Annotated in this window: 18 protein-coding genes; 7 read left to right on the top strand and 11 right to left on the bottom strand. The window is 64.3% G+C overall.

The features are described 5' to 3' along the window. Nucleotides 1–146: 146 nt before the first annotated feature. The 3 genes from HF690_RS04955 to HF690_RS04945 form a co-directional block, all read right to left on the bottom strand. The gene (locus HF690_RS04955; RefSeq protein WP_168608957.1) at nucleotides 147–761 is read right to left on the bottom strand and encodes a porin family protein; all 615 of its coding nucleotides are present in this window, start codon (nucleotides 759–761) and stop codon (nucleotides 147–149) included. Nucleotides 762–956: 195 nt separating this feature from the next. Continuing rightward, nucleotides 957–1,541: an outer membrane protein gene (locus tag HF690_RS04950; RefSeq protein WP_168608665.1), complete on the bottom strand. Its 585-nt coding sequence runs from the start codon at nucleotides 1,539–1,541 to the stop codon at nucleotides 957–959. Between the two features lie 311 nt (nucleotides 1,542–1,852). Beyond that, nucleotides 1,853–2,443 carry a porin family protein gene (locus HF690_RS04945; RefSeq protein WP_113064354.1) on the bottom strand — a complete coding sequence of 197 codons (591 nt, stop codon included), beginning with the start codon at nucleotides 2,441–2,443 and terminating at the stop codon, nucleotides 1,853–1,855. A 255-nt stretch (nucleotides 2,444–2,698) separates the two neighbouring features. Here HF690_RS04945 and tkt point away from each other — a divergent pair, with 255 nt between their 5' ends. Continuing rightward, nucleotides 2,699–4,699: a transketolase gene (tkt, locus tag HF690_RS04940; protein WP_168608664.1), complete on the top strand. Its 2,001-nt coding sequence runs from the start codon at nucleotides 2,699–2,701 to the stop codon at nucleotides 4,697–4,699. A 36-nt stretch (nucleotides 4,700–4,735) separates the two neighbouring features. On the opposite strand, the gene HF690_RS04935 is transcribed toward tkt, so the two are convergent. The 6 genes from HF690_RS04935 to HF690_RS04910 all read right to left on the bottom strand — a co-directional run bounded on the left by HF690_RS04935 (nucleotide 4,736) and on the right by HF690_RS04910 (nucleotide 9,807). Beyond that, a complete protein-coding gene (locus HF690_RS04935; RefSeq protein ID WP_168608663.1) occupies nucleotides 4,736–5,074 on the bottom strand; it encodes an FmdB family zinc ribbon protein in 339 nt (112 codons plus the stop codon). A 9-nt stretch (nucleotides 5,075–5,083) separates the two neighbouring features. Beyond that, the gene (rfbD, locus tag HF690_RS04930) at nucleotides 5,084–6,010 is read right to left on the bottom strand and encodes a dTDP-4-dehydrorhamnose reductase (RefSeq protein ID WP_168608662.1); all 927 of its coding nucleotides are present in this window, start codon (nucleotides 6,008–6,010) and stop codon (nucleotides 5,084–5,086) included. Next, the gene (gene rfbC, locus HF690_RS04925) at nucleotides 6,007–6,564 is read right to left on the bottom strand and encodes a dTDP-4-dehydrorhamnose 3,5-epimerase (protein ID WP_168608661.1); all 558 of its coding nucleotides are present in this window, start codon (nucleotides 6,562–6,564) and stop codon (nucleotides 6,007–6,009) included. Before rfbC ends, rfbD begins: the two co-directional genes overlap by 4 nt. After that, nucleotides 6,561–7,448, bottom strand: coding sequence for a glucose-1-phosphate thymidylyltransferase RfbA (rfbA, locus tag HF690_RS04920; RefSeq protein ID WP_168608660.1), 888 nt, complete (start codon nucleotides 7,446–7,448; stop codon nucleotides 6,561–6,563). The genes rfbC and rfbA overlap by 4 nt, the downstream gene beginning before the upstream one ends. After that, the gene (gene rfbB / locus HF690_RS04915) at nucleotides 7,445–8,506 is read right to left on the bottom strand and encodes a dTDP-glucose 4,6-dehydratase (RefSeq protein ID WP_168608659.1); all 1,062 of its coding nucleotides are present in this window, start codon (nucleotides 8,504–8,506) and stop codon (nucleotides 7,445–7,447) included. Before rfbB ends, rfbA begins: the two co-directional genes overlap by 4 nt. Before the next feature lie 116 nt (nucleotides 8,507–8,622). Next, a complete protein-coding gene (locus HF690_RS04910; RefSeq protein ID WP_168608658.1) occupies nucleotides 8,623–9,807 on the bottom strand; it encodes a phosphoglycerate kinase in 1,185 nt (394 codons plus the stop codon). Nucleotides 9,808–9,981: 174 nt separating this feature from the next. On the opposite strand from HF690_RS04910, the gene maiA reads away from it, so the two are divergent. After that, the gene (maiA, locus tag HF690_RS04905) at nucleotides 9,982–10,644 is read left to right on the top strand and encodes a maleylacetoacetate isomerase (protein ID WP_113064363.1); all 663 of its coding nucleotides are present in this window, start codon (nucleotides 9,982–9,984) and stop codon (nucleotides 10,642–10,644) included. 54 nt (nucleotides 10,645–10,698) lie between these two features. Here maiA and HF690_RS04900 read toward each other — a convergent pair whose 3' ends face one another. Continuing rightward, complete coding sequence (locus HF690_RS04900; RefSeq protein ID WP_113064364.1) at nucleotides 10,699–11,811, bottom strand: PilT/PilU family type 4a pilus ATPase; 1,113 nt, start codon at nucleotides 11,809–11,811, stop codon at nucleotides 10,699–10,701. A gap of 202 nt (nucleotides 11,812–12,013) precedes the next feature. Here HF690_RS04900 and HF690_RS04895 point away from each other — a divergent pair, with 202 nt between their 5' ends. The 5 genes from HF690_RS04895 to glmS all read left to right on the top strand — a co-directional run bounded on the left by HF690_RS04895 (nucleotide 12,014) and on the right by glmS (nucleotide 17,463). Next, nucleotides 12,014–12,421, top strand: coding sequence for a DUF4398 domain-containing protein (locus tag HF690_RS04895; protein ID WP_168184674.1), 408 nt, complete (start codon nucleotides 12,014–12,016; stop codon nucleotides 12,419–12,421). Beyond that, entirely contained in the window at nucleotides 12,422–13,384 is a 963-nt protein-coding gene (locus HF690_RS04890) for an OmpA family protein (protein WP_168184675.1), read from the top strand. Nucleotides 13,385–13,696: 312 nt separating this feature from the next. Beyond that, a complete protein-coding gene (locus HF690_RS04885; protein ID WP_113064366.1) occupies nucleotides 13,697–13,924 on the top strand; it encodes an HP1242/YdcH family protein in 228 nt (75 codons plus the stop codon). 234 nt (nucleotides 13,925–14,158) lie between these two features. Continuing rightward, nucleotides 14,159–15,529: a pyridoxal-phosphate dependent enzyme gene (locus HF690_RS04880; RefSeq protein ID WP_113064367.1), complete on the top strand. Its 1,371-nt coding sequence runs from the start codon at nucleotides 14,159–14,161 to the stop codon at nucleotides 15,527–15,529. A gap of 104 nt (nucleotides 15,530–15,633) precedes the next feature. Then, the gene (gene glmS / locus HF690_RS04875; RefSeq protein ID WP_168608657.1) at nucleotides 15,634–17,463 is read left to right on the top strand and encodes a glutamine--fructose-6-phosphate transaminase (isomerizing); all 1,830 of its coding nucleotides are present in this window, start codon (nucleotides 15,634–15,636) and stop codon (nucleotides 17,461–17,463) included. Between the two features lie 75 nt (nucleotides 17,464–17,538). On the opposite strand, the gene HF690_RS04870 is transcribed toward glmS, so the two are convergent. Continuing rightward, nucleotides 17,539–18,891 carry an MFS transporter gene (locus HF690_RS04870; RefSeq protein WP_113064369.1) on the bottom strand — a complete coding sequence of 451 codons (1,353 nt, stop codon included), beginning with the start codon at nucleotides 18,889–18,891 and terminating at the stop codon, nucleotides 17,539–17,541. Between the last annotated feature and the right edge of the window lie 198 nt (nucleotides 18,892–19,089).

Below are 19,089 nucleotides of genomic sequence, written 5' to 3'. Positions count from 1 at the left end.
CTTGCGTCGGGTTCCGTCCTTTCCGTGACGGTAGGTGGATTCTAGATCAGCGCTGTGTGGCTCACAACACCTCTTTAACGAATGCACATGAAAAGAGGCGGCCTTGTTGCCGCCTCTTTTCGCATGTCGACGACATATGGCCGGACTCAGAAACGATATTCGAAATTCACCGAATACATACGGTTGCCAATATTCAGGGAATCTTTTTTCATCTTGTAGTAATCGAAATTCACGCCCAGACTGACGTGACGATTGACATCCATGCCGGTACCGACACCCGCATACCAGTCGGTGGAGCGGTTCGTGGACGAATATCGTTCTGCCGTGCTGCCGGTAGGTACGACGGTTTCATTACTTCGGGCTTTCCACATGAACAAGCCGCCGCGCGCCGAGACATACCATTTATCGGTCGGATTGAAGTGGCCGTTCAGACCCAGTGTCCAGCCATCCGTCGACAGCTTGTAGTTCACCGAGCTGTAGGGCGTGCCGTACGGGTACTTTGCAAAGTCGTTTGAATCCAAAGAATTGTGGAGGTTTCCGAGATCCACATAACCGGCTTCCACGCCGATGGTCTGCCAGCGCCACCCGGCGTTCATCTGGAAGCTGGTGCTCGAGTTGCTGCCGTCGACCTTGAAGCCATTTAATTTCGCATCGTAATGAGGGGTGCCGACGCCTGCATTCACGAACCAGCCATTGGGGTTCTGAGCCTGTGCCGTGGCGGTGGCGCAGATTCCTGTGCACAGCAGGGCAAGCGTGATCATATCTTTATTCAAAGCGATCTCCTTATCTTCATCGTTATCGTTTCTTGGATGGCTGGTCGGTTCAGTTGAGTGCCGGCTTTTGATTTTTCTTCAGACTGCGGGTAGTCATCCGCAGGAACAAGGAGCGGGCATTATGAGGCCACGCTCCTTGTTGTGTTGCCAACGCAATATGTACGGTGCAACCGAAGAGTGGTCTTAGAACCGCGCTTCGAAGCGCACGGCGACCTGGTTGCTGCTCAGGTCCAGATGCGTGCCCTGGTCGTTGTACTTGTCGTCCATGTAGTTGTAGTTGAGGCTCAGGCTGGTGTTGTTGGCGAAGTCGTAGCCGAAGCCGACGCCGGAATACCACGTGCCCTTGGTCTTGCTGTCGCTGTAGCTCAGACCGCCACTCTGGACGCCGACCTTGTTGTGGGCGTTGAAGTAGCCGCCCTGGACCATCAGGAACCAGTTCGGGGTGAAGTTGAACTTGGCGTTCACGCCGGCCTTGGCGCCGGACACCTTGGCCGTCACACGGCTGCCGAGGTAGTTGTCGGCGAAGGTGCCCTGGTTGAGGTAGCCGACCTCGAAACCGACCTGTGCCATCGGCGACACGGCCCAGCGATAGCCGACGTCCATGCCATAACCGGTATCGGTGTCGTTGGAGGCGCTCATGCCCTGCAGGCGGGACTGGCCGGCCTGGACGCTGACGAAGGCGCCGTCGCCGGGCTGTGCAGCCATGCTGATGGCCGGGGCTGCGGCGCCGGCGGCGATCAGGGCGAGAGCGAGCATGTTCTTGTTCATCGTGGAGTTCCTTCTGTGGTTGTTAGTAATGGGCTATGGCGATGGTCGTCGGACGCGATGCGTTCGAGTTGTCTGCGGTGGTTTTTCGAATCATGGCGGAGCGTGCGATGGCCGTGCGCCATGCGGAACCGAGTCGGAGAACCGAGCCCGTTTCGGGGCGCGGAGTATAGCCAGACCGGATCGTCTTTTTTGCAGAACGCGTTCACACAAGCGGGCGAACGCCGTGATGCACGGCGCTCGCCCGTCATGTGCGTCAAGCCGACCGCTCCGGCCGCAGGGGCGCGGGGCGGTTGGTGACGGCGTGGACTGGATCAGAACCGGTATTCGGCGCTGACTGACACCAGATTGGTGCTCAGGTTCACGTGGTCCTTCTTGGCCTGGTAGTAGTCGTAGTTCAGGCCCAGGCTGAAGTTGTTGGTGAAGTCATAGCCGAAGCCGACGCCGCTGTACCAGTCGGTTTTGTCCAGGCTGCGATACAGCGGGTTCTGATCGTTGCTCAAGCCGTGGCCCTTCCACTGGTAGATGCCGGCGCGAGCGCTGGCGTACCAGTTCGGGGTGAAGTTGTACTTGCCGTTCACGCCGAAGGTCCAGCCGTGCAGCTTCGACTTCGGATTGGCGACCACCGGGTTGCTGTTGAAGGCGTTCTTCAGCTTGATGTTGCCGAGGTCGTTGTAGCCGGCCTCCACGCCCAGCGCCGTATTCGGGGCGACGGCCCAGCGGTAGCCGCCGTTGATGGCGTAGCCGGTGTCGTTGCCGTCATACGGACCCTTGTTCAGCTTGGCCTGGCCGACCTTGGCGCCGAGGAACCAGCCGCCGTTGTCGGTGGGGGCGTTCTGCGCGAAGGCGGGCACGGTGGCCATGCCGGCAGTGACGAGTGCGAGAGCAATCAGCGTCTTTTTCATGGGGGATGTCTCCTTCGATCTTTTTTGTGTCGGCTCGGGGTAGCCGGTGGGCGGATGAACTTCGGCCGTCGGCCCACGGCGACGGCTTCGGATGGATTAGATAGGGGTCCGCATGAATGGTTCCAATACCGATCGGTTTAGAATTAAGTGAGCGTTAATCAGCCTGAACAGGTCGCCCGCACGGCGACAGCGACGGTCATATCGGCGACAATGGGCGCTTTCGTTGCCACGCCCCTCGCATTCTGGAGATTGACGATGCCGAACCGCCGCGAACTCGCCAACGCCATCCGCGCTCTTGCCATGGACGCCGTGGAGAAGGCCAAATCCGGCCACCCCGGCATGCCCATGGGCATGGCCGATATCGCCGAGGTGCTGTGGAACGACTTCTACCGTCACAACCCGGGAAACCCGGCCTGGTTCAATCGGGACCGCTTCCTGCTCTCCAACGGTCACGGTTCGATGCTGCAGTACGCGCTGCTGCATCTGGCCGGCTACGACCTGTCGATGCGCGAACTGGAGAACTTCCGCCAGTGGCATTCGAAGACACCGGGACACCCCGAGGCGGCGGACACGCCGGGCGTCGAGACCACGACCGGCCCGCTGGGTCAGGGCGTGGCCAACGCGGTCGGTTTCGCGCTGGCGGAGAAAGTGCTTGCCGAACGCTTCAATCGTCCCGGTTTCGATCTGGTCGACCACCACACCTGGGTGTTCGCGGGCGACGGCTGCCTGATGGAGGGCATCTCGCAGGAGGCCATTTCCCTGGCCGGCACGTGGAAGCTGGGCAAGCTGGTGATGGTCTATGACGACAACAACATTTCCATCGACGGCGAGGTGCCGGGCTGGTTCACCGACGACACCGCCGCGCGTTTCGAGTCCTGCGGCTGGCACGTGATCCGCGATGTCGATGGCCATGACGCCGCGCAGATCAAGACCGCACTGCAGGCGGCAAAGGACGAGACCGGCAAGCCGAGTCTGGTCATGTGCAAGACCCTGATCGGTTTCGGTTCGCCGAACAAGGAAGGCAAGGAAAGCAGCCACGGCGCCGCGCTGGGCGCGGACGAGATCAAAGCGACGCGCGACATGCTGGACTGGCGTCATGAGCCGTTCGAGATTCCGCAGGACATCTACGACGGCTTCGATGCGCGCGAGGCGGGCAAGCAACGCGAGAGCGTGTGGGGCGATCTGCTGGCCAAGTACGCCGAGGCCCATCCCGAACTCGCGGCGGAGTTCACGCGCCGCATGAATGGCGAGTTGCCGTCCGATTGGGCGGCGAAGGCCCAGGACTACATCGCCAGGACGCAGGCCGAGGGTCCCGAGGTCGCCTCGCGCAAGGCGTCGCAGATGGCGCTCAATGCATTCGGTCCGCTGCTCCCCGAGTTGATCGGCGGCTCGGCCGACCTGGCCGGTTCCAACCTGACGATCTGGAAGGGTTCGCGCAGCGTCACCGAAGCCGGTCCGGACGTGAACTACATTCACTACGGCGTGCGCGAATTCGCGATGACCGCGATCGGCAACGGCCTGGCGCTGCATGGCGGCTTCATTCCGTATGACGCCACCTTCCTGGTGTTCTCCGACTACGCGCGCAACGCCGTGCGCATGAGCGCGCTGATTCCGGCGCATTCGATCCACGTCTATACCCATGATTCCATCGGTCTGGGCGAGGACGGGCCGACGCATCAGCCGATCGAGCATGTTGCCAGCCTGCGCTACATCCCCAACAACCATGTCTGGCGTCCGTGCGACGCAGTGGAGTCGGCGGTGGCGTGGAAGGCGGCGATCGAGCGCGGCAACGCGCCGTCGTGCCTGGTCTTCTCGCGCCAGACGCTCAAGCACGAGCAGCGTTCGGACGAGCAAGTGGCGCAGATCGAGCGCGGTGCATACGTGCTGCATGACCCCGCCGACACGCAGTTCCAGGCGATCCTGATCGCCACGGGTTCCGAGGTCGGCCTAGCCATGGAGGCGATGCGTCATCTGGCCGATCAGGGCGTTCCCGTGCGAGTGGTCTCGATGCCGTGCGCCGAGGTCTTCGATGCGCAGCCGCTGGAGTACCGCGAAGGCGTGCTGCCGGGCCACTGCCGCGCGCGCGTCGCGGTGGAGGCCGGGACCGCCGACTACTGGCGCAAGTACGTGGGTCTGGACGGTGAAGTCATCGGTATGACCACCTTCGGTGCCTCGGCGCCGGCCGGTGTGCTGTTCGAGAAGTTCGGCTTCACGGTCGCGAACGTGGCCGACGCCGTGCGGCGCGTGATCGGCTGAGTCTTTCGCTGCATCCGGTCGAGGGTGCGGATCGAATCAATCGGCGTCGTCTGCCACGCTGGCAGGCGACGCGAATCGTCTGTATGTGACGACGAAAGTCCTGGCTTCTTCGAGTGTGTCTGGGTAGGGCACGGTGTCGTGATGGCCGGGGCCGGTGCGAATTTTCTGGAAACGGAATCCGTGTTCGATGAGGAAGCGCACCTTCTTCCACTGTTTGATGTCGTCTTGCCTAGGCGCTTTGAAATGACGGCCGAAGTCGTGCATCGGGCCGCCGCATTCGGGGCAGGGCGCATGCTCCGGCATGTTCTGGAGGTGCACGGGTCTCTTGAATGCCTTGCGGCAATCCAGGCATGCATAGGAGATGTTGCAGGGCATGCAGCGCCTTCAGCGCACAGAGACCATGTCCGCGATGACCTGATCCAGCCCGATACGCCAGTCGGGCAGCGTGACATCGAATGTCTCGCGGATGCGTGCGGTGTCGAGCACCGACCAGGCCGGACGCTTCGCCGGAGTCGGAAAATCCGCGGTGGTGATGGGCTCGACCTGCGGTGCGCGATCCAGTAGACCGGCTTTCGCGGCCCGCTCCATGATGGCGCGGGCGAAACCGCACCAGGTGGTCTGGCCATCGGCGACCAGATGGTAGACGCCGGACTGCGCGCGTCGGGTCGTCGTGTCAGCGTTCAGCCAGCGTCGCAGCACGTGTGCCGTGGTGGCCGCGATCAGGTCGGCCGAGGTCGGGGTGCCGTGCTGGTCGTCGACCACGGTCAGGCGCTCGCGCTCGGAGCCCAGGCGCAGCATGGTGCGAAGAAAATTGCGGCCGTGTGCGTCGTAGACCCAGGCGGTGCGGAGGATAAGGTGATCCGCGCCGCTGGTGGCAAGCGCCTGTTCGCCGGCCAGTTTGCTACGGCCGTAGGCGCCGGCCGGTCCCGTGGGGTCATTCTCGCGCAGGGGGCGATCGCCGACGCCGGGGAACACGTAATCGGTGGAATAGTGCACGACCGGGACGCCGGCCTGTGCGGCCCAGCGGCCGAGCGCACCGACGGCATCGGCGTTCACGCGCTGCGCCAGCGCTTCCTCGCTCTCCGCTTTGTCGACAGCCGTGTAGGCGGCCGCATTGACGATCACGTCCGGTCGCGCGGCGTCGAGAACCGTCGACAAGGATGAAGGTTCGCTGAGGTCGAGCGCGATTGCGGGAGTCGGGCGGTCGAGCGTCCCGTCACGGGTGGCCGCGACGAGTTCGCCGAGCGGAGCCAGCCGGGTCAGCAGGGCCGAGCCGACCTGGCCACGCGCGCCGGTCACCAGAATGTTCATGCAGCATATTCCGGGAGTCGCTCCGCCGTCACGTCGGCCAGCAGCGGCGCGCGCGCGTCCTTGTCCGAGAGCAGCGGGTCGCTGAGCGGCCAGTCGATGCCCAGCGCGGCGTCGTTCCAGCGGATCCCGGCATCGGCCTTGGCGTCGTAGAGCGCCGTGCACTGGTAGGTGAAGGTGGCGTGTTCGGACAGCACGCAGAAACCGTGCGCGAAGCCTTCAGGGATCCAGAAGTGGCGGTGGTTCTCGGCGCTGAGCATGGCGGCGGCCCAACGGCCATAGGTGGGCGAGCCGCGGCGGATGTCGACGGCCACGTCGTAGACTTCGCCTTCGAGCACGCTGACCAGCTTGCCCTGCGGATTCGGCCACTGATAGTGCAGGCCGCGTAGCACGCCCCGCGTTGAGCGGGAGACATTGGACTGCACAAACGTCGACTCGATACCGAGATCGGCGAAGACGGCCTGATTGTAGCTTTCGTAGAAGAACCCGCGTGCGTCGCCAAAGACCTTCGGCTCCAGCACGCAGACCTCCGGGAGATTCGTATCAATGCGTTTCAATGTACGACTCCCTGTTTGACCAGGTGCTTGAGGTAGCGTCCATAGCCGGTCTTGGCCAGCGGTTCGGCGAGTTTCAGCACCTGTTCGGCGTCGATCCAGCCGTTCAGGTAGGCAATTTCCTCGGGACAGCAGACCTTCAGGCCCTGCCGTTTCTCAATGGTGGCGATGTAGTTGGAAGCCTCGACCAGCGAGTCGTGGGTGCCGGTGTCGAGCCAGGCATAGCCGCGGCCGAGCTGCTCGAGCATCAGCGAACCGTCATCGAGGTAGCAACGGTTGAGATCGGTGATCTCCAGTTCGCCGCGTGCAGAGGGTTTCAGGTCGGCGGCGAAGTCGCTGACGCGCTTGTCGTAAAAGTACAGTCCGGTCACGGCGTAGTTGGAACGCGGATCGGTCGGTTTCTCTTCCAGACCGACGACGCGGCCGTCGCGATCGAATTCGGCCACGCCGTAGCGTTCCGGGTCCGTCACGTAGTAGCCGAACACAGTGGCGCCATGCTCGCGCTGGGTGGCGCGACGGAGCAGGTCGGTCAGACCGTGGCCGTAGAACAGGTTGTCGCCGAGGATCAGGCAGCTCGGGTGGCCGTCGAGGAAATCGCGGCCGATGTGGAAGGCCTGTGCCAGGCCGTCCGGGGAAGGCTGCACGGCGTACTGGATGTCGAGTCCCCACTGCGAGCCGTCGCCAAGCAGACGTTGGAACAGAGCCTGTTCGTGCGGAGTGTTGATCATCAGCACTTCGCGGATGCCGGCCAGCATCAGCGTGGCCAGCGGGTAGTAGATCATCGGCTTGTCGTATACCGGCATCAGCTGCTTGCTGACGGCCTGGGTGATCGGATACAGCCGCGTTCCGGAGCCGCCGGCGAGAATGATGCCGCGCGTGTGCTTCATGCCGTCTCTCCTTCGCCCAGGCGCTGCATGCGGTAGCTGCCGTCGAGCACGTGCCGGACCCAGTCCTGGTGCTCCATATACCAGTCGACGGTGCGACGCATACCGGAGTCGAAGCTCTCGCTGGGGGTCCAGCCGAGTTCATTTTCCAGCTTCGATGCGTCGATGGCGTAGCGCCGATCATGACCAGGTCGGTCGGTGACGAAGGTGATCAGCTCTTCGCGCTTGCGTCCGTCGGCGAGCGGCTGATGCTCGTCGAGCAGCGCGCAGAGCGTCTTTACGACGACGATGTTCTCGCGCTCGGCATTGCCGCCGACGTTGTAGGTTTCGCCGACCCGACCGGCGTCGAGCACGCGGCGGATCGCAGCGCAATGGTCGCCGACGTAGAGCCAGTCGCGCACGTTGCGGCCGTCGCCGTAGACCGGCAGCGACTCGCCCGCCAGCGCCTTGTGCAGGATCAGCGGAATGAGCTTTTCGGGGAACTGGTACGGGCCGTAGTTGTTGGAGCAGTTGGTGGTCAGCACCGGCAACCCGTAGGTGTGGTGGAACGCGCGCACCAGATGATCCGAGGAGGCTTTCGAGGCCGAGTAGGGCGAGTTGGGCGCGTACGGCGTAGTCTCGGTGAACTTGCCGGTATCGCCCAGCGAGCCGTAGACCTCGTCGGTGGACACGTGCAGGAAGCGGAAGGCATTGCGGGCGTCGCCTTCCAGTTCGCGCCAGTAATCGCGCGCGGCTTCCAGCAGCGCCAGAGTGCCGACGACGTTGGTCTGCACGAACTCGGCCGGTCCGTCGATGGAGCGGTCCACGTGCGATTCGGCGGCGAAATTGACGATGGCGTCGGGACGATGCTCGCGCAGCAGGCGTGGCAGCAGCTCGCGGTCGCCGATGTCGCCCTGCACGAAAACGTGCGCGTCGTTGCCTTGCAGCGACGCCAGGGTTTCCGGGTTGCCGGCGTAAGTGAGCTTGTCCAGATTCACCACGCGCAGGCCGTCCGCCACCGCCTGCAGTACGAAATTCCCGCCGATGAAGCCGGCGCCGCCCGTTACCAGAAGAGTTTTCATCAAGCTCGGTCCTCAAGCCTTGTCATGCGCGGATGGCATGATCCGCGTCGTGTTATCCGTTCAGTGAAACACACTTTCGCTGAAGCGGGCGTATCGCACGTCCCGCTTCGGACGGCTCAGCGCGCGCCGGTGCCGCGGACGCGTAACGCGGCCACGGCCGGCAGTTCCTTGCCTTCGAGGAATTCCAGGAAGGCGCCGCCGCCGGTGGAGATATAGGACACGCCGTCGGCGATGTCGTACTTGTCGACAGCCGCCAGCGTGTCGCCGCCGCCGGCGATGGAGAACGCGTCCGAGGCGGCGATGGCGCGCGCCAGGGTTTCCGTGCCCTTGCCGAAGGCGTCGAACTCGAACACGCCGACGGGGCCGTTCCAGACCACCGTGCCGGCGGCCGCGATGCGCTCGGCATACTGGCGCGCGGTGTCCGGGCCGATATCCAGGATCATTTCGTTGTCGCCGACCTTGTCGACGGGTTTCACGGTCGCCTTGGCCGTGGCCGAGAAGGTGTCCGCGACGACCACGTCGACCGGAATCGGCACTTCCGCGCCGCGTTCGCGGGCTTGTTCGATGACCTTGCGCGCGGCGTCGATCAGGTCCTTTTCCATCAGCGATGTGCCGACGGCGTGTCCGGCCGCGGCTATGAAGGTGTTGGCGATGCCGCCGCCGACGATCAGCTGATCGACGCGGCCGACCAGATTCTCCAGCAGCGTCAGCTTGGTCGAGACCTTGGAGCCGGCGACGATCGCCAGCAACGGGCGACGCGGATCGTCCAGCGCCTTGCCCAGCGCATCCAGTTCGGCCGACAGCAGCGGGCCGGCGGCGGCCACCGGCGCAAAGCGGATCACGCCGTGCGTGGAGGCCTGGGCGCGATGCGCAGTGCCGAAGGCGTCCATGACGAACACGTCGCACAGTGCGGCGTATTTCTTCGAGAGCGTCTCGTCGTCGGCCTTCTCGCCGACGTTCATTCGGCAGTTCTCCAGTAGCACGACCTCGCCCTCGGCCACGTCCACGCCGTCGAGGTAGTCGTGTTCCAGGCGAACGGGTGCGCCCAGCGCCTCGCCCAGCCATTCGGCGACGGGAGCCAGCGAGGCCGCCTCGTCGAACGCGCCTTCCTTCGGACGGCCCAGATGCGAGAGCACCATGACCTTCGCGCCGGCGTCGCGCGCGGTGCGCAGCGTGGGCAGCGCGGCCTGCAGGCGCTGGGTGGAGGTGATCCGGCCGTCCTGCAGCGGTACGTTCAGGTCTTCGCGGATCAGCACGCGCTTGCCGCGCAGATCGAGGTCGCTCATGCGGATGATGGACACGGAAATTTCCCTCGCAAAACAAGGCCGGAGGCCGTAGAAGCGGACTATTGTCGGCGGCCTCGGTGCGTGGATGCAAATGGATGCCGGCGGTCGCGAGGGCGACAGCGCCGCGGGGACATGCGTAGAATGCCGCGATCTGCACTTTCACCGCATGGCAGGGATCGGGAGCGACCCATGAACAACGATCTGACGCTGTACGGATACTGGCGTTCCAGCGCCGCTTATCGCGTGCGTATCGCGCTGGAGCTGAAGGGACTGACGTACGAGAATCGACCGGTGCACCTGGTGCGCGACGGCGGCCAGCAGCACAGCGAGGACTATCGGCGGATGAATCCGCAGGAACTGGTCCCGACGCTGAAGCACGGTCAGCGTGTCATCACGCAGTCGCTGGCCATCATCGAATATTTGGACGAGATCTGGCCGGACGGCCCGCCGCTGCTGCCGGCGGTGCCGCGCGATCGCGCACATGCGCGGGCCATGTCGCTGCAGCTGGCCTGTGACGTGCATCCGCTGGGCAACCTGCGGGTGCTGCAGTATCTGGAAAGCGAATACGCAATGCCGCAGGTCGAGCGCGAGAACTGGGTCCGGCACTGGATCGAGGTCGGTTTCCACGCGCTCGAGGCCATGCTGACGCAGAGTCCGAACACCGGAACCTACTGCATGGGCGACAGCCCCGGACTGGTCGATATCTGCCTGGTGCCGCAGGTCTACAACGCGCACCGGTGGCGGGCGTCGATGGATCCGTATCCGACTATCCGCCGTATCCACGAAGCCTGCCAAGCGCTGCCGGCGTTCCGCGCCGCGGCTCCCGAGGCGCAGCCGGACGCGGCGCGATAGCCCGTCGTGCCCCGTGCGCTACTCGCCGCGGGGCATGACGGATCCGAGCGTTCCTCAGAACGCTCCGTAGGGGTCGGATTCGCTCAGTTCGGCGCTGTCGTTGCCGCCGCCCTCGGCCAGACGCACCTTCAGCGCCAGGCCGTCACGGGAATCGGCCTTGGACAACGCTTCTTCCAGTTCGATGCGGCCTTCCTTGTACAGCGTGTACAGGGACTGGTCGAAGGTTTGCATGCCGTCCTGCAGGCTGCGGTCCATGGCTTCCTTGATGTCGTGCACCTGGCCACGGCGGATCATGTCGCGGATCAGCGGCGTGTTCAGCAGTACTTCGACCGCCGGAATGCGGCGCCCGTCCTTGCCCACCACCAGACGCTGACTGATGACGGCCTTCAGGTTCAGGGCCAGGTTCATCAGGATGTTCTTGTGCGCCGATTCGGGGAAGAAGTTGAGAATGCGCTCCAGGGTCTGGTCGGCGTTGTTGGAATGCAGCGTCGCCAGACACAGGTGACCGGTCTCGGAGAACGAGATCGCCGCCTCCATGGTCTCGGTGTCGCGGATCTCGCCGATCATGATCACGTCCGGCGCCTCACGCATCGCGTTGCGCAGGGCCTCGTGGTAGCTGTGCGTGTCCAGGCCGACCTCGCGCTGGTTCACGATCGACTTCTTGTGCCGGTGCAGGTATTCGATCGGATCCTCGATGGTGAGGATGTGGCCGGGCTTGTTGGTGTTGCGATGATCGATCATCGCCGCCAGCGTGGTCGACTTGCCCGAGCCGGTTGCACCGACCACCAGGATCAGGCCGCGCGGCTCCATGATGATGTCCTTGAACAGCGCGGGCAGCTGCAGTTGCTCGATGTCCGGGATGTCGCTCTTGATCGCGCGGATCACCATGCCGACTTCGCCGCGCTGCTTGAACACGTTGATGCGAAAGCGGCCTGCGTCCTTCACCGCCAGCGCCATGTTCAGCTCCAGGTCACGCTCGAACTGCGGAACTTGACCCTCGTCCATCAACGAGTAGGCGATCTTCTTGACCATGCCGTTGGGCAGGCCGGTGTTGCCGAGGGGGTACAGCTTGCCCTCGACTTTGATGTTGACTGGAGCGCCTGTCGTCAGAAACATGTCCGACGCCCCCTTGTCGACCATCAGCTTGAGAAAGTAACCGATGTCCATTGGCGACCGTGTGGATTACCTGATTGATGATGATAGATTGTGCGGGTTCACCCTACGCGCAAAACGTCGCAAAGGTCACGTTTTCATGCTCCGAAAGCACGCCAACGCTTCCATCCCGTTCCGCGCCCTGTCCTGGGCGACCGCGACGGCCATCGTAACGCTATTGGCCTCTTGCGCCAGTATACCGCCGCCGACTTCGACCATGAGTCGCGCGCAGTCCAGCTTGCAGGCTGCGCAAAAGGCGGGAGCCGGTGACGCCGACCCGGTCGATCTGGAATTCGCTCGCGGCAAGTATCAGCAGGCGCAGACGGCGCTCGGCAACGGCAAGAATGCGCTGGCGGCCGATCTGGCGAACGAGTCCATCGCCGATAGCCAACTGGCGCTGACCAAGGCTCGTCTGGCCACCTTGCGTGGGCAGATCAGCGCACAGACCAAGGAAAACGCCCGGCTGCGCAAGCAGCTGCTGGAGCGTGCCGCCAAGGCGCGACCGGCGGCCGTGCCGCAAGCGCCATCCTCCTCGGATGTGCAGGAGCTGCCGCAGACCGTGCTGCCTGCGCCGGCCAGCCCCGCGCCCGCCAGTTCGTCCGATGCCGTGCAAGAGGGACAGTAAATGAATCTGCGCATGATCCGTTTGCTGGCCGCCGCCAGCCTGGTTCTGCTGTGTGCCAATGCACTGGCTGCACACAAGGACGATCTCGATGTTCAGCGTCTGACCACCAGCCTCAATCAGCTCGACAACGATCCGAGCCTGGGGCACTACGCGCAGGCCGAGCGCTCGCTGGCCCGCGTGGCCGTGCAGCGTCTGGCGGATGCCAGTTCGCGCGAGCGTCCGCATGCCCTGTATCTGGCCGAGCGCAGCGTCGATCAGGCCAAGGCCTCGGCGCAGCTCGAGGACGCCCAGCACCAGCTCAACCAGCTCGATCGCGAGCACGACAAGATCCTGCTTCAGGCCAGCCGACAGGATGCCGAGGCCACGCGTCGCGAGCTCGAGCGTCAGCGTCTGGAGAACCAGCTCGCGGCCGAAGAGACGCAACGTTTGCAGGCCGAGGGGCAGGCGTATTCCGAGGCGGCCGAGCAGGCGCGCGCGGAAGCCGAGCAGGCCAAGAAGCTGGCGGCGGCGCAGTCGCGCTCCGCGGCGCTGGCGCGCAAGCAGGCCAGTCTCGCCGTGGCCGCCGCGCGCGCCCTTCGTGCGCGCATGGAGGGCATGACCGCTCACCAGGGCAGCAAAGGCAAGCAGATGACCGTGACCGGCGATGCCTTCGCGCCCGGCCAATCGACACTGCGTCCGGAGGCGCGCCAGCATCTGGGCAAGCTGATCCAGTTCGTGAAGAGCCAGCCGTCCAAGCCGATCCGCATCGAGGGCTACACCGATGCCACGGGTTCGGCCTCGGCCAACAAGGCGCTGTCGCTGCAGCGCGCACAGGCTGTGCGCAATGCCCTGATCGCAGCCGGCGTGCGGGCGTCGCGCATGAGTACGGTGGGCATGGGCGAAGCCGATCCCGTCGCCTCCAACGCCACGGCGTCCGGTCGTGCCATGAACCGTCGAGTCGTGGTCATTCTGCGCGATCAGTAGGCGGTTTCGGCCGCTGCGGCCTATGGTCGCGGCGGCATTGCAAGTGCATGATTTAACGCGTTATTCACACGGTTCGTGATGCTGCGCTGCAGGCTTGCGCGTCGTCGTCGAGCGGAGTAGGGTCGAACTGCCGCGGGCCATTTCTGCGTCCGCGGGTTTTGAGGCGACACCCATCATGCATGTACCCGTCCAGCATTGCGTTCTCGACCCGGTCCGGGTGCGAGACGCGGCTGCGTGCATGCCTTTCTCCCCATGCGTCGACGCGGCCGGCTCCCGGACTGCGGGCGCACTTGCACGACAGGAGAACGATCCATGTTCGAAAACCAGTCTCACGAGGATCTGGAAGCCTTGATGAAGGCCGATACGGAATTCCGCCGTCTGTATCGGCATCACCAGGAACTGGACAGCAAGGTCCAGGACGCGGAACTCGGCGTGCTACCCATGGATGACGTCACGCTAGCCTGCATGAAGAAGGAAAAACTGCAGGCCAAGGATCGACTACTGCGAATGTGGGGCGAACGATACGCCTCCGTACACTGATTCGAGCATTTCTGGATCTCGGCAGCGTTCCCGTTGCCGACTCGGATTCACGTAGCGCCGGGCGCCGATTGCGTCCGGCGCTTGTGCTTTCGGCCTTTGTTTTGCCATCGAATGGTCAGCAAGTGCGCGCGGCGGTCGGTTATGATGCCGTGCCCGCTTTCATCGCGTTCGTTGCGCCGCCTACGGCGCGTCACGGACCGACTCAGCGCGATTCATGTCTTCAAAGGAGCCCGTATGAGTGTCCAATCCAGCGTTCTCGAATTGATCGGCAACACGCCCATGGTGCGTGTGCAGCACCTGGATACCGGGCCGTGCGAACTGTTTCTGAAGCTGGAGAGCATGAATCCGGGCGGCTCGGTCAAGGATCGCATCGGTCTGTCCATGATCGAAGGCGCCGAGCGCGCCGGCAAGATCAAGCCGGGCGACACGTTGGTCGAGGGCACGGCCGGCAATACCGGCATCGGCCTGGCCCTGGTGGCGCAGCAGAAGGGCTACAAGCTGATTCTGGTGGTTCCGGACAAGATGAGCCGGGAAAAGATCTTCAATCTCAAGGCGATGGGCGCCGAGGTCGTGCTGACGCGCTCGGACGTGGCCAAGGGGCATCCCGAGTACTACCAGGACATGGCTGCGCGGATTGCCGAGGAGACGCCGGGTGCGTATTTCATCAACCAGTTCGGCAATCCGGACAATCCGGCCGCTCACGAGGCCACGACCGGACCGGAGATCCTCGAGCAGATGGATGGTCGCGTCGACGCTGTGGTGTTCGGCTGCGGCTCCTCGGGCACCATGACCGGATTGTCGCGCTTCTTCGCCAAGGCCTCGCCGGATACCGCGCTGGTGCTGGCCGATCCGGTCGGGTCGATCCTGGCCGAGTACATCAATGACGGCACGTTGTCGGAGAAGTCCGGCAGCTGGCTGGTCGAGGGCATCGGCGAGGATTTCCTGCCCGGCATCAGCGATTTCTCGCGGGTGAAGAAGGCTTACGCGATTCCCGACAAGGAAAGCTTCCTGGCCGCGCGTGAGCTGTTGGCGAAGGAGGGCGTGTTCGGCGGTTCGTCCACCGGGACGCTGCTGGCCGCGGCGCTGCGTTACTGCCGCGAGCAGACCGAGCCTAAGCGTGTGGTCAGTCTGGTCTGCGACACTGGCAACAAATACCTTTCGAAGCTCTACAACGACTACTGGATGCTCGACAACGGCTTCCTGGAGCGCGAGCAGTACGGTGATCTGCGCGACCTGATCCTGCGGCCCTACGCGCTGCGCGACACCGTCGTGGTAGGACCGAAGGAGCAGCTGATGACGGCCTACACGCGCATGAAGCTGTACGACGTCTCGCAGCTGCCGGTGATGGACGGCGACCAGATCGTCGGCATCCTCGACGAGTCGGATCTGCTGTTGCATGTGCATGCCGACGAAGCGCGTTTCAACGATCCAGTGTCGGCGGCGATGGTCACCGAACTGGAGAAGCTGGACGTGAAGTCTTCGATCGAGGACCTGATGCCGGTGTTCGACCGCGGTCACGTCGCCATTGTCATGGACGGCGACGCCTTCATCGGTCTAATCACGCGCATCGATCTGCTGAACTATCTGCGTCGAAAGGTGAATTGAACGTCCCCTGCCGATCGGTAACATGATCGGCGTGCGGAACACTGCAACACGGAGTCCGCCGCATCGGCACGGGCGCGGCTCCCCGGACAACGGACGGATAGACCATGTGCGGAATCGTCGCCGCCGTCGCGCAACGCGATGTCGCTCCCATTCTCATCGCCGGCCTCAAGGCGCTCGAATACCGCGGCTACGACTCGGCCGGCATCGCCGTGCTCGACGGGACGGAGCTGTACCGTCTGCGCGCCAAGGGCAAGGTGCGCGAGGTCGAGGCGCTCTACGAAGCGTCGCCGTTCGCCGGGGGCACCGGCATTGCGCATACCCGCTGGGCCACGCACGGCGTGCCCAACGAGCGCAACGCGCATCCGCATGCTTCCGGTCGCGCCGTGGTGGTGCACAACGGCATCATCGAGAATCACGCCGAGCTGCGCGAGATGCTGCGCAAGAATGGCCGGACGTTCGAATCCGATACCGACACCGAGGTCATCGCGCACCTGGTCGACGAAGCGCTGAACCAGGGCAAGCCGCTGCGCGAAGCGGTGCGACACGCCGTGGGTCAGCTGCATGGCGCCTATGCGATCGCCGTACTGGACGCCGCCGAACCCGGTGTCGTGGTCGGTGCGCGACGCGGCAGCCCGCTAGTGGTCGGCGTTGGCATCGGCGAGCATTTTCTCGCCTCCGACGTGCAGGCGCTGATCCAGGTCACGCGTCGCGTGATCTATCTGGAAGAGAACGACCTGGTCGAGATCCGGCGCGAATCGGTCGAGATCTTCGACCTGGACGGCGCGCGCGTGGAGCGTGCGGAGCAGAAGAGTGAGCTGTCCTCTGACGCCGTCGAGCGTGGCGAATACCGCCACTACATGCAGAAGGAAATCTTCGAGCAACCGCGAGCCGTGGCCGACACGCTGGAAGGCCGGTTGGGCGAGGATGGCGTGCTGCCGAACATCTTCGGCGTGGAGGGCGAGGACCTGCTGACGCGGGTGCAGGGTCTGCACATCGTCGCCTGTGGCACCAGCTATCACGCCGGCATGGTGGCGAAGTACTGGATCGAGTCGCTGGCGCACCTGCCGGTGTCGGTCGAGGTGGCCAGCGAATACCGCTACCGCGACGTGGTGGTGCCCGATGACACGCTGTTCGTCGCCATTTCACAGTCGGGTGAGACCGCGGACACGTTGTCGGCGCTGCGCGAGACCACGCGACGTGGCTACCTCGGCACGCTGGGCATCTGCAATGTGCCCGAGTCCTCGCTGGTGCGAGAGGCCGATCTCAAGCTGATGACGCGCGCCGGTCCCGAAATCGGCGTGGCGTCGACCAAGGCGTTCACCACCCAGCTCACCGCGTTGGCGCTGCTGGCGCTCGAACTGGGTCGTATGCACGGTCTGGATGCCGCGAGACAGCGCAGTCTGGTGGCCGAACTTGCGCATCTGCCGATGGCGATTGAGGACGCACTGAAGTGCGAGCCGGCCATCGCCGCACTCGCCGAGCATTTCGTGCACCGTCAGCATGCGCTGTTCCTGGGGCGCGGCGCGCAGTACCCGGTAGCGCTGGAAGGTGCGCTGAAGCTCAAGGAGATTTCCTACATCCACGCCGAGGCCTACCCGGCTGGCGAGTTGAAGCACGGCCCGCTGGCCCTCGTCGACGAGGAAATGCCGGTTATTGCCGTGGCGCCGAACAACGCCATGCTCGACAAGCTGAAGTCGAACCTGCAGGAAGTGCGCGCGCGCGGTGGAGAACTGTACGTGCTTGCGGGCCGAGACACCGGCATGGAGGTCGATCCCAGCCGCGGCGAAGTGATCGAAGTGCCGCTGGGCGGCCATTTCGTCGCTCCGGTGGTATTCACTGTGCCGCTTCAGCTGCTGGCCTATCACGTCGCGGTGCTGCGCGGCACCGACGTGGATCAGCCGCGCAACTTGGCCAAGTCCGTCACGGTGGAATGAAAAAGCCGCCGCCCGGAAGGGCGACGGCTCAAAGGTGCTTGCTTGCGGCCGGGGCGATGCCCCGGCCGTTTTTCGTTACTTGGCCCGCGCCTCTTCTTCCTGCGGCCATTCGTTGGGCAGGCCGCCCGCACGGCTGATCCACAGTGCGCCGAGGGTGCCGACCGCGCCCGAGAGCAGGTACAGGCCGACGTAGCCCACGCCGAGGTAGACCGAAAGCGCCAGCGCCACCAGCGGTGCGAAACCGGCACCGATCAGCCAGCCCAGGTCGGAGGTGATCAGCGCACCGGTGTAGCGGAAGTAGGTGCGGAAGCTCGAATTCACCGCGCCCGCCGCCTGTGCATGGGAGAAACCCAGCAGACCGAAGCCGAGGATGATGAACAGGTAGCCTTCGGTGGTGCCGCCGTTGAGCATCACCGGCGTCCAGCCGCTGTAGATCGCGATCAGCACGCCGAACACGGCCAGCGTCATGCGGCGGCCGAAGCGGTCGGCGATGCGGCCGGAGATGAACATGCAGGGGATCGCCACGGCGGCGCCGACCAACTGCACCAGCAGGAAGGTGGCCACCGACTGCTTGGTGAACAGCAGCGCCCAGGACAGCGCGAAGATGGTCACCAGGTGGAACAGCGCGTAGCTGGCCAGCGGCGCGAAGGCGCCCAGCGCGATGGCGCGACCCTGCGAGCGCACCAGCTCGCCCACCGGCGAAGGCTCCAGGTCGCGCAGCTTCAGCAGCGTGGCGTATTCGGGCGTGACCACCAGGCGCAGACGGGCGAACAGGGCGACCACATTGATGGCGAAAGCGACGAAGAACGGATAGCGCCAGCCCCAGTCGAAGAATTCCTGCTGCGTGAGGTTCATCAACAGGTAGGCGAACAGGGCGGCGACCAGGATGAAGCCGATCGGTGCGCCCAACTGCGGAATCGACGCATACCAGCCACGGCGCGAGTTCGGTGCGTTCAGCGCCAGCAGGGAGGCCAGGCCGTCCCAACTGCCGCCGATGGCGAAGCCCTGGCCGAAGCGCAGCACGGCCAGAGCCACGATGGCTCCGGTGCCGAGCGAATCATAGCCGGGCAGGAAGGCGATGCCGGCCGTGGTCGTGCCGAGCAGGAACAGGGCGACGGTCAGCTTGGTGCCGCGGCTGAACTCGCGCTGCAGCATCAGGAAGAACAGCGAGCCCAGCGGCCGCGCGATGAACGCGAGCGCGAAGATCATGAACGAGTAGAAGATCCCGTCCAGTTCGCTGGCGAACGGGAAGATCACCTTCGGGAAGACCAGCACGCAGGCCAGTCCGAATACGAAGAAGTCGAAGAATTCGGAAATGCGCCCGATGACCACGCCGATGGAGATTTCTCCGGGCGTGACATGCGAGGAATGGTGCTCGTGAGAATGCGCAGGCGGTTGACCGGCGGACGTGGCGTGAGGGGTCGACATGGTGTTTCCGTGGAGTCGTTGCCGGCCGGCGGCCGGCGTGGGATGCATGACGGTGCGCGATGGAGACGACAAGGGGGAAGTCTCGACACGCGCGCTCTATAAGTATGCACCCACAGGCGCGGATCGAACATGAGACAAATTGTCCAATCGGAAAAAAAGCCAAAACGGCTTATCATTGGGAAGTCGTCCCCTCCCCCA

The sequence above is a fragment of the Oleiagrimonas citrea genome (assembly GCF_012395255.1).
GTDB lineage: Bacteria > Pseudomonadota > Gammaproteobacteria > Xanthomonadales > Rhodanobacteraceae > Oleiagrimonas > Oleiagrimonas citrea.
Note: the sequence above shows the minus strand (reverse complement) of the source record. Positions and strands in the feature narration are given on the sequence as shown.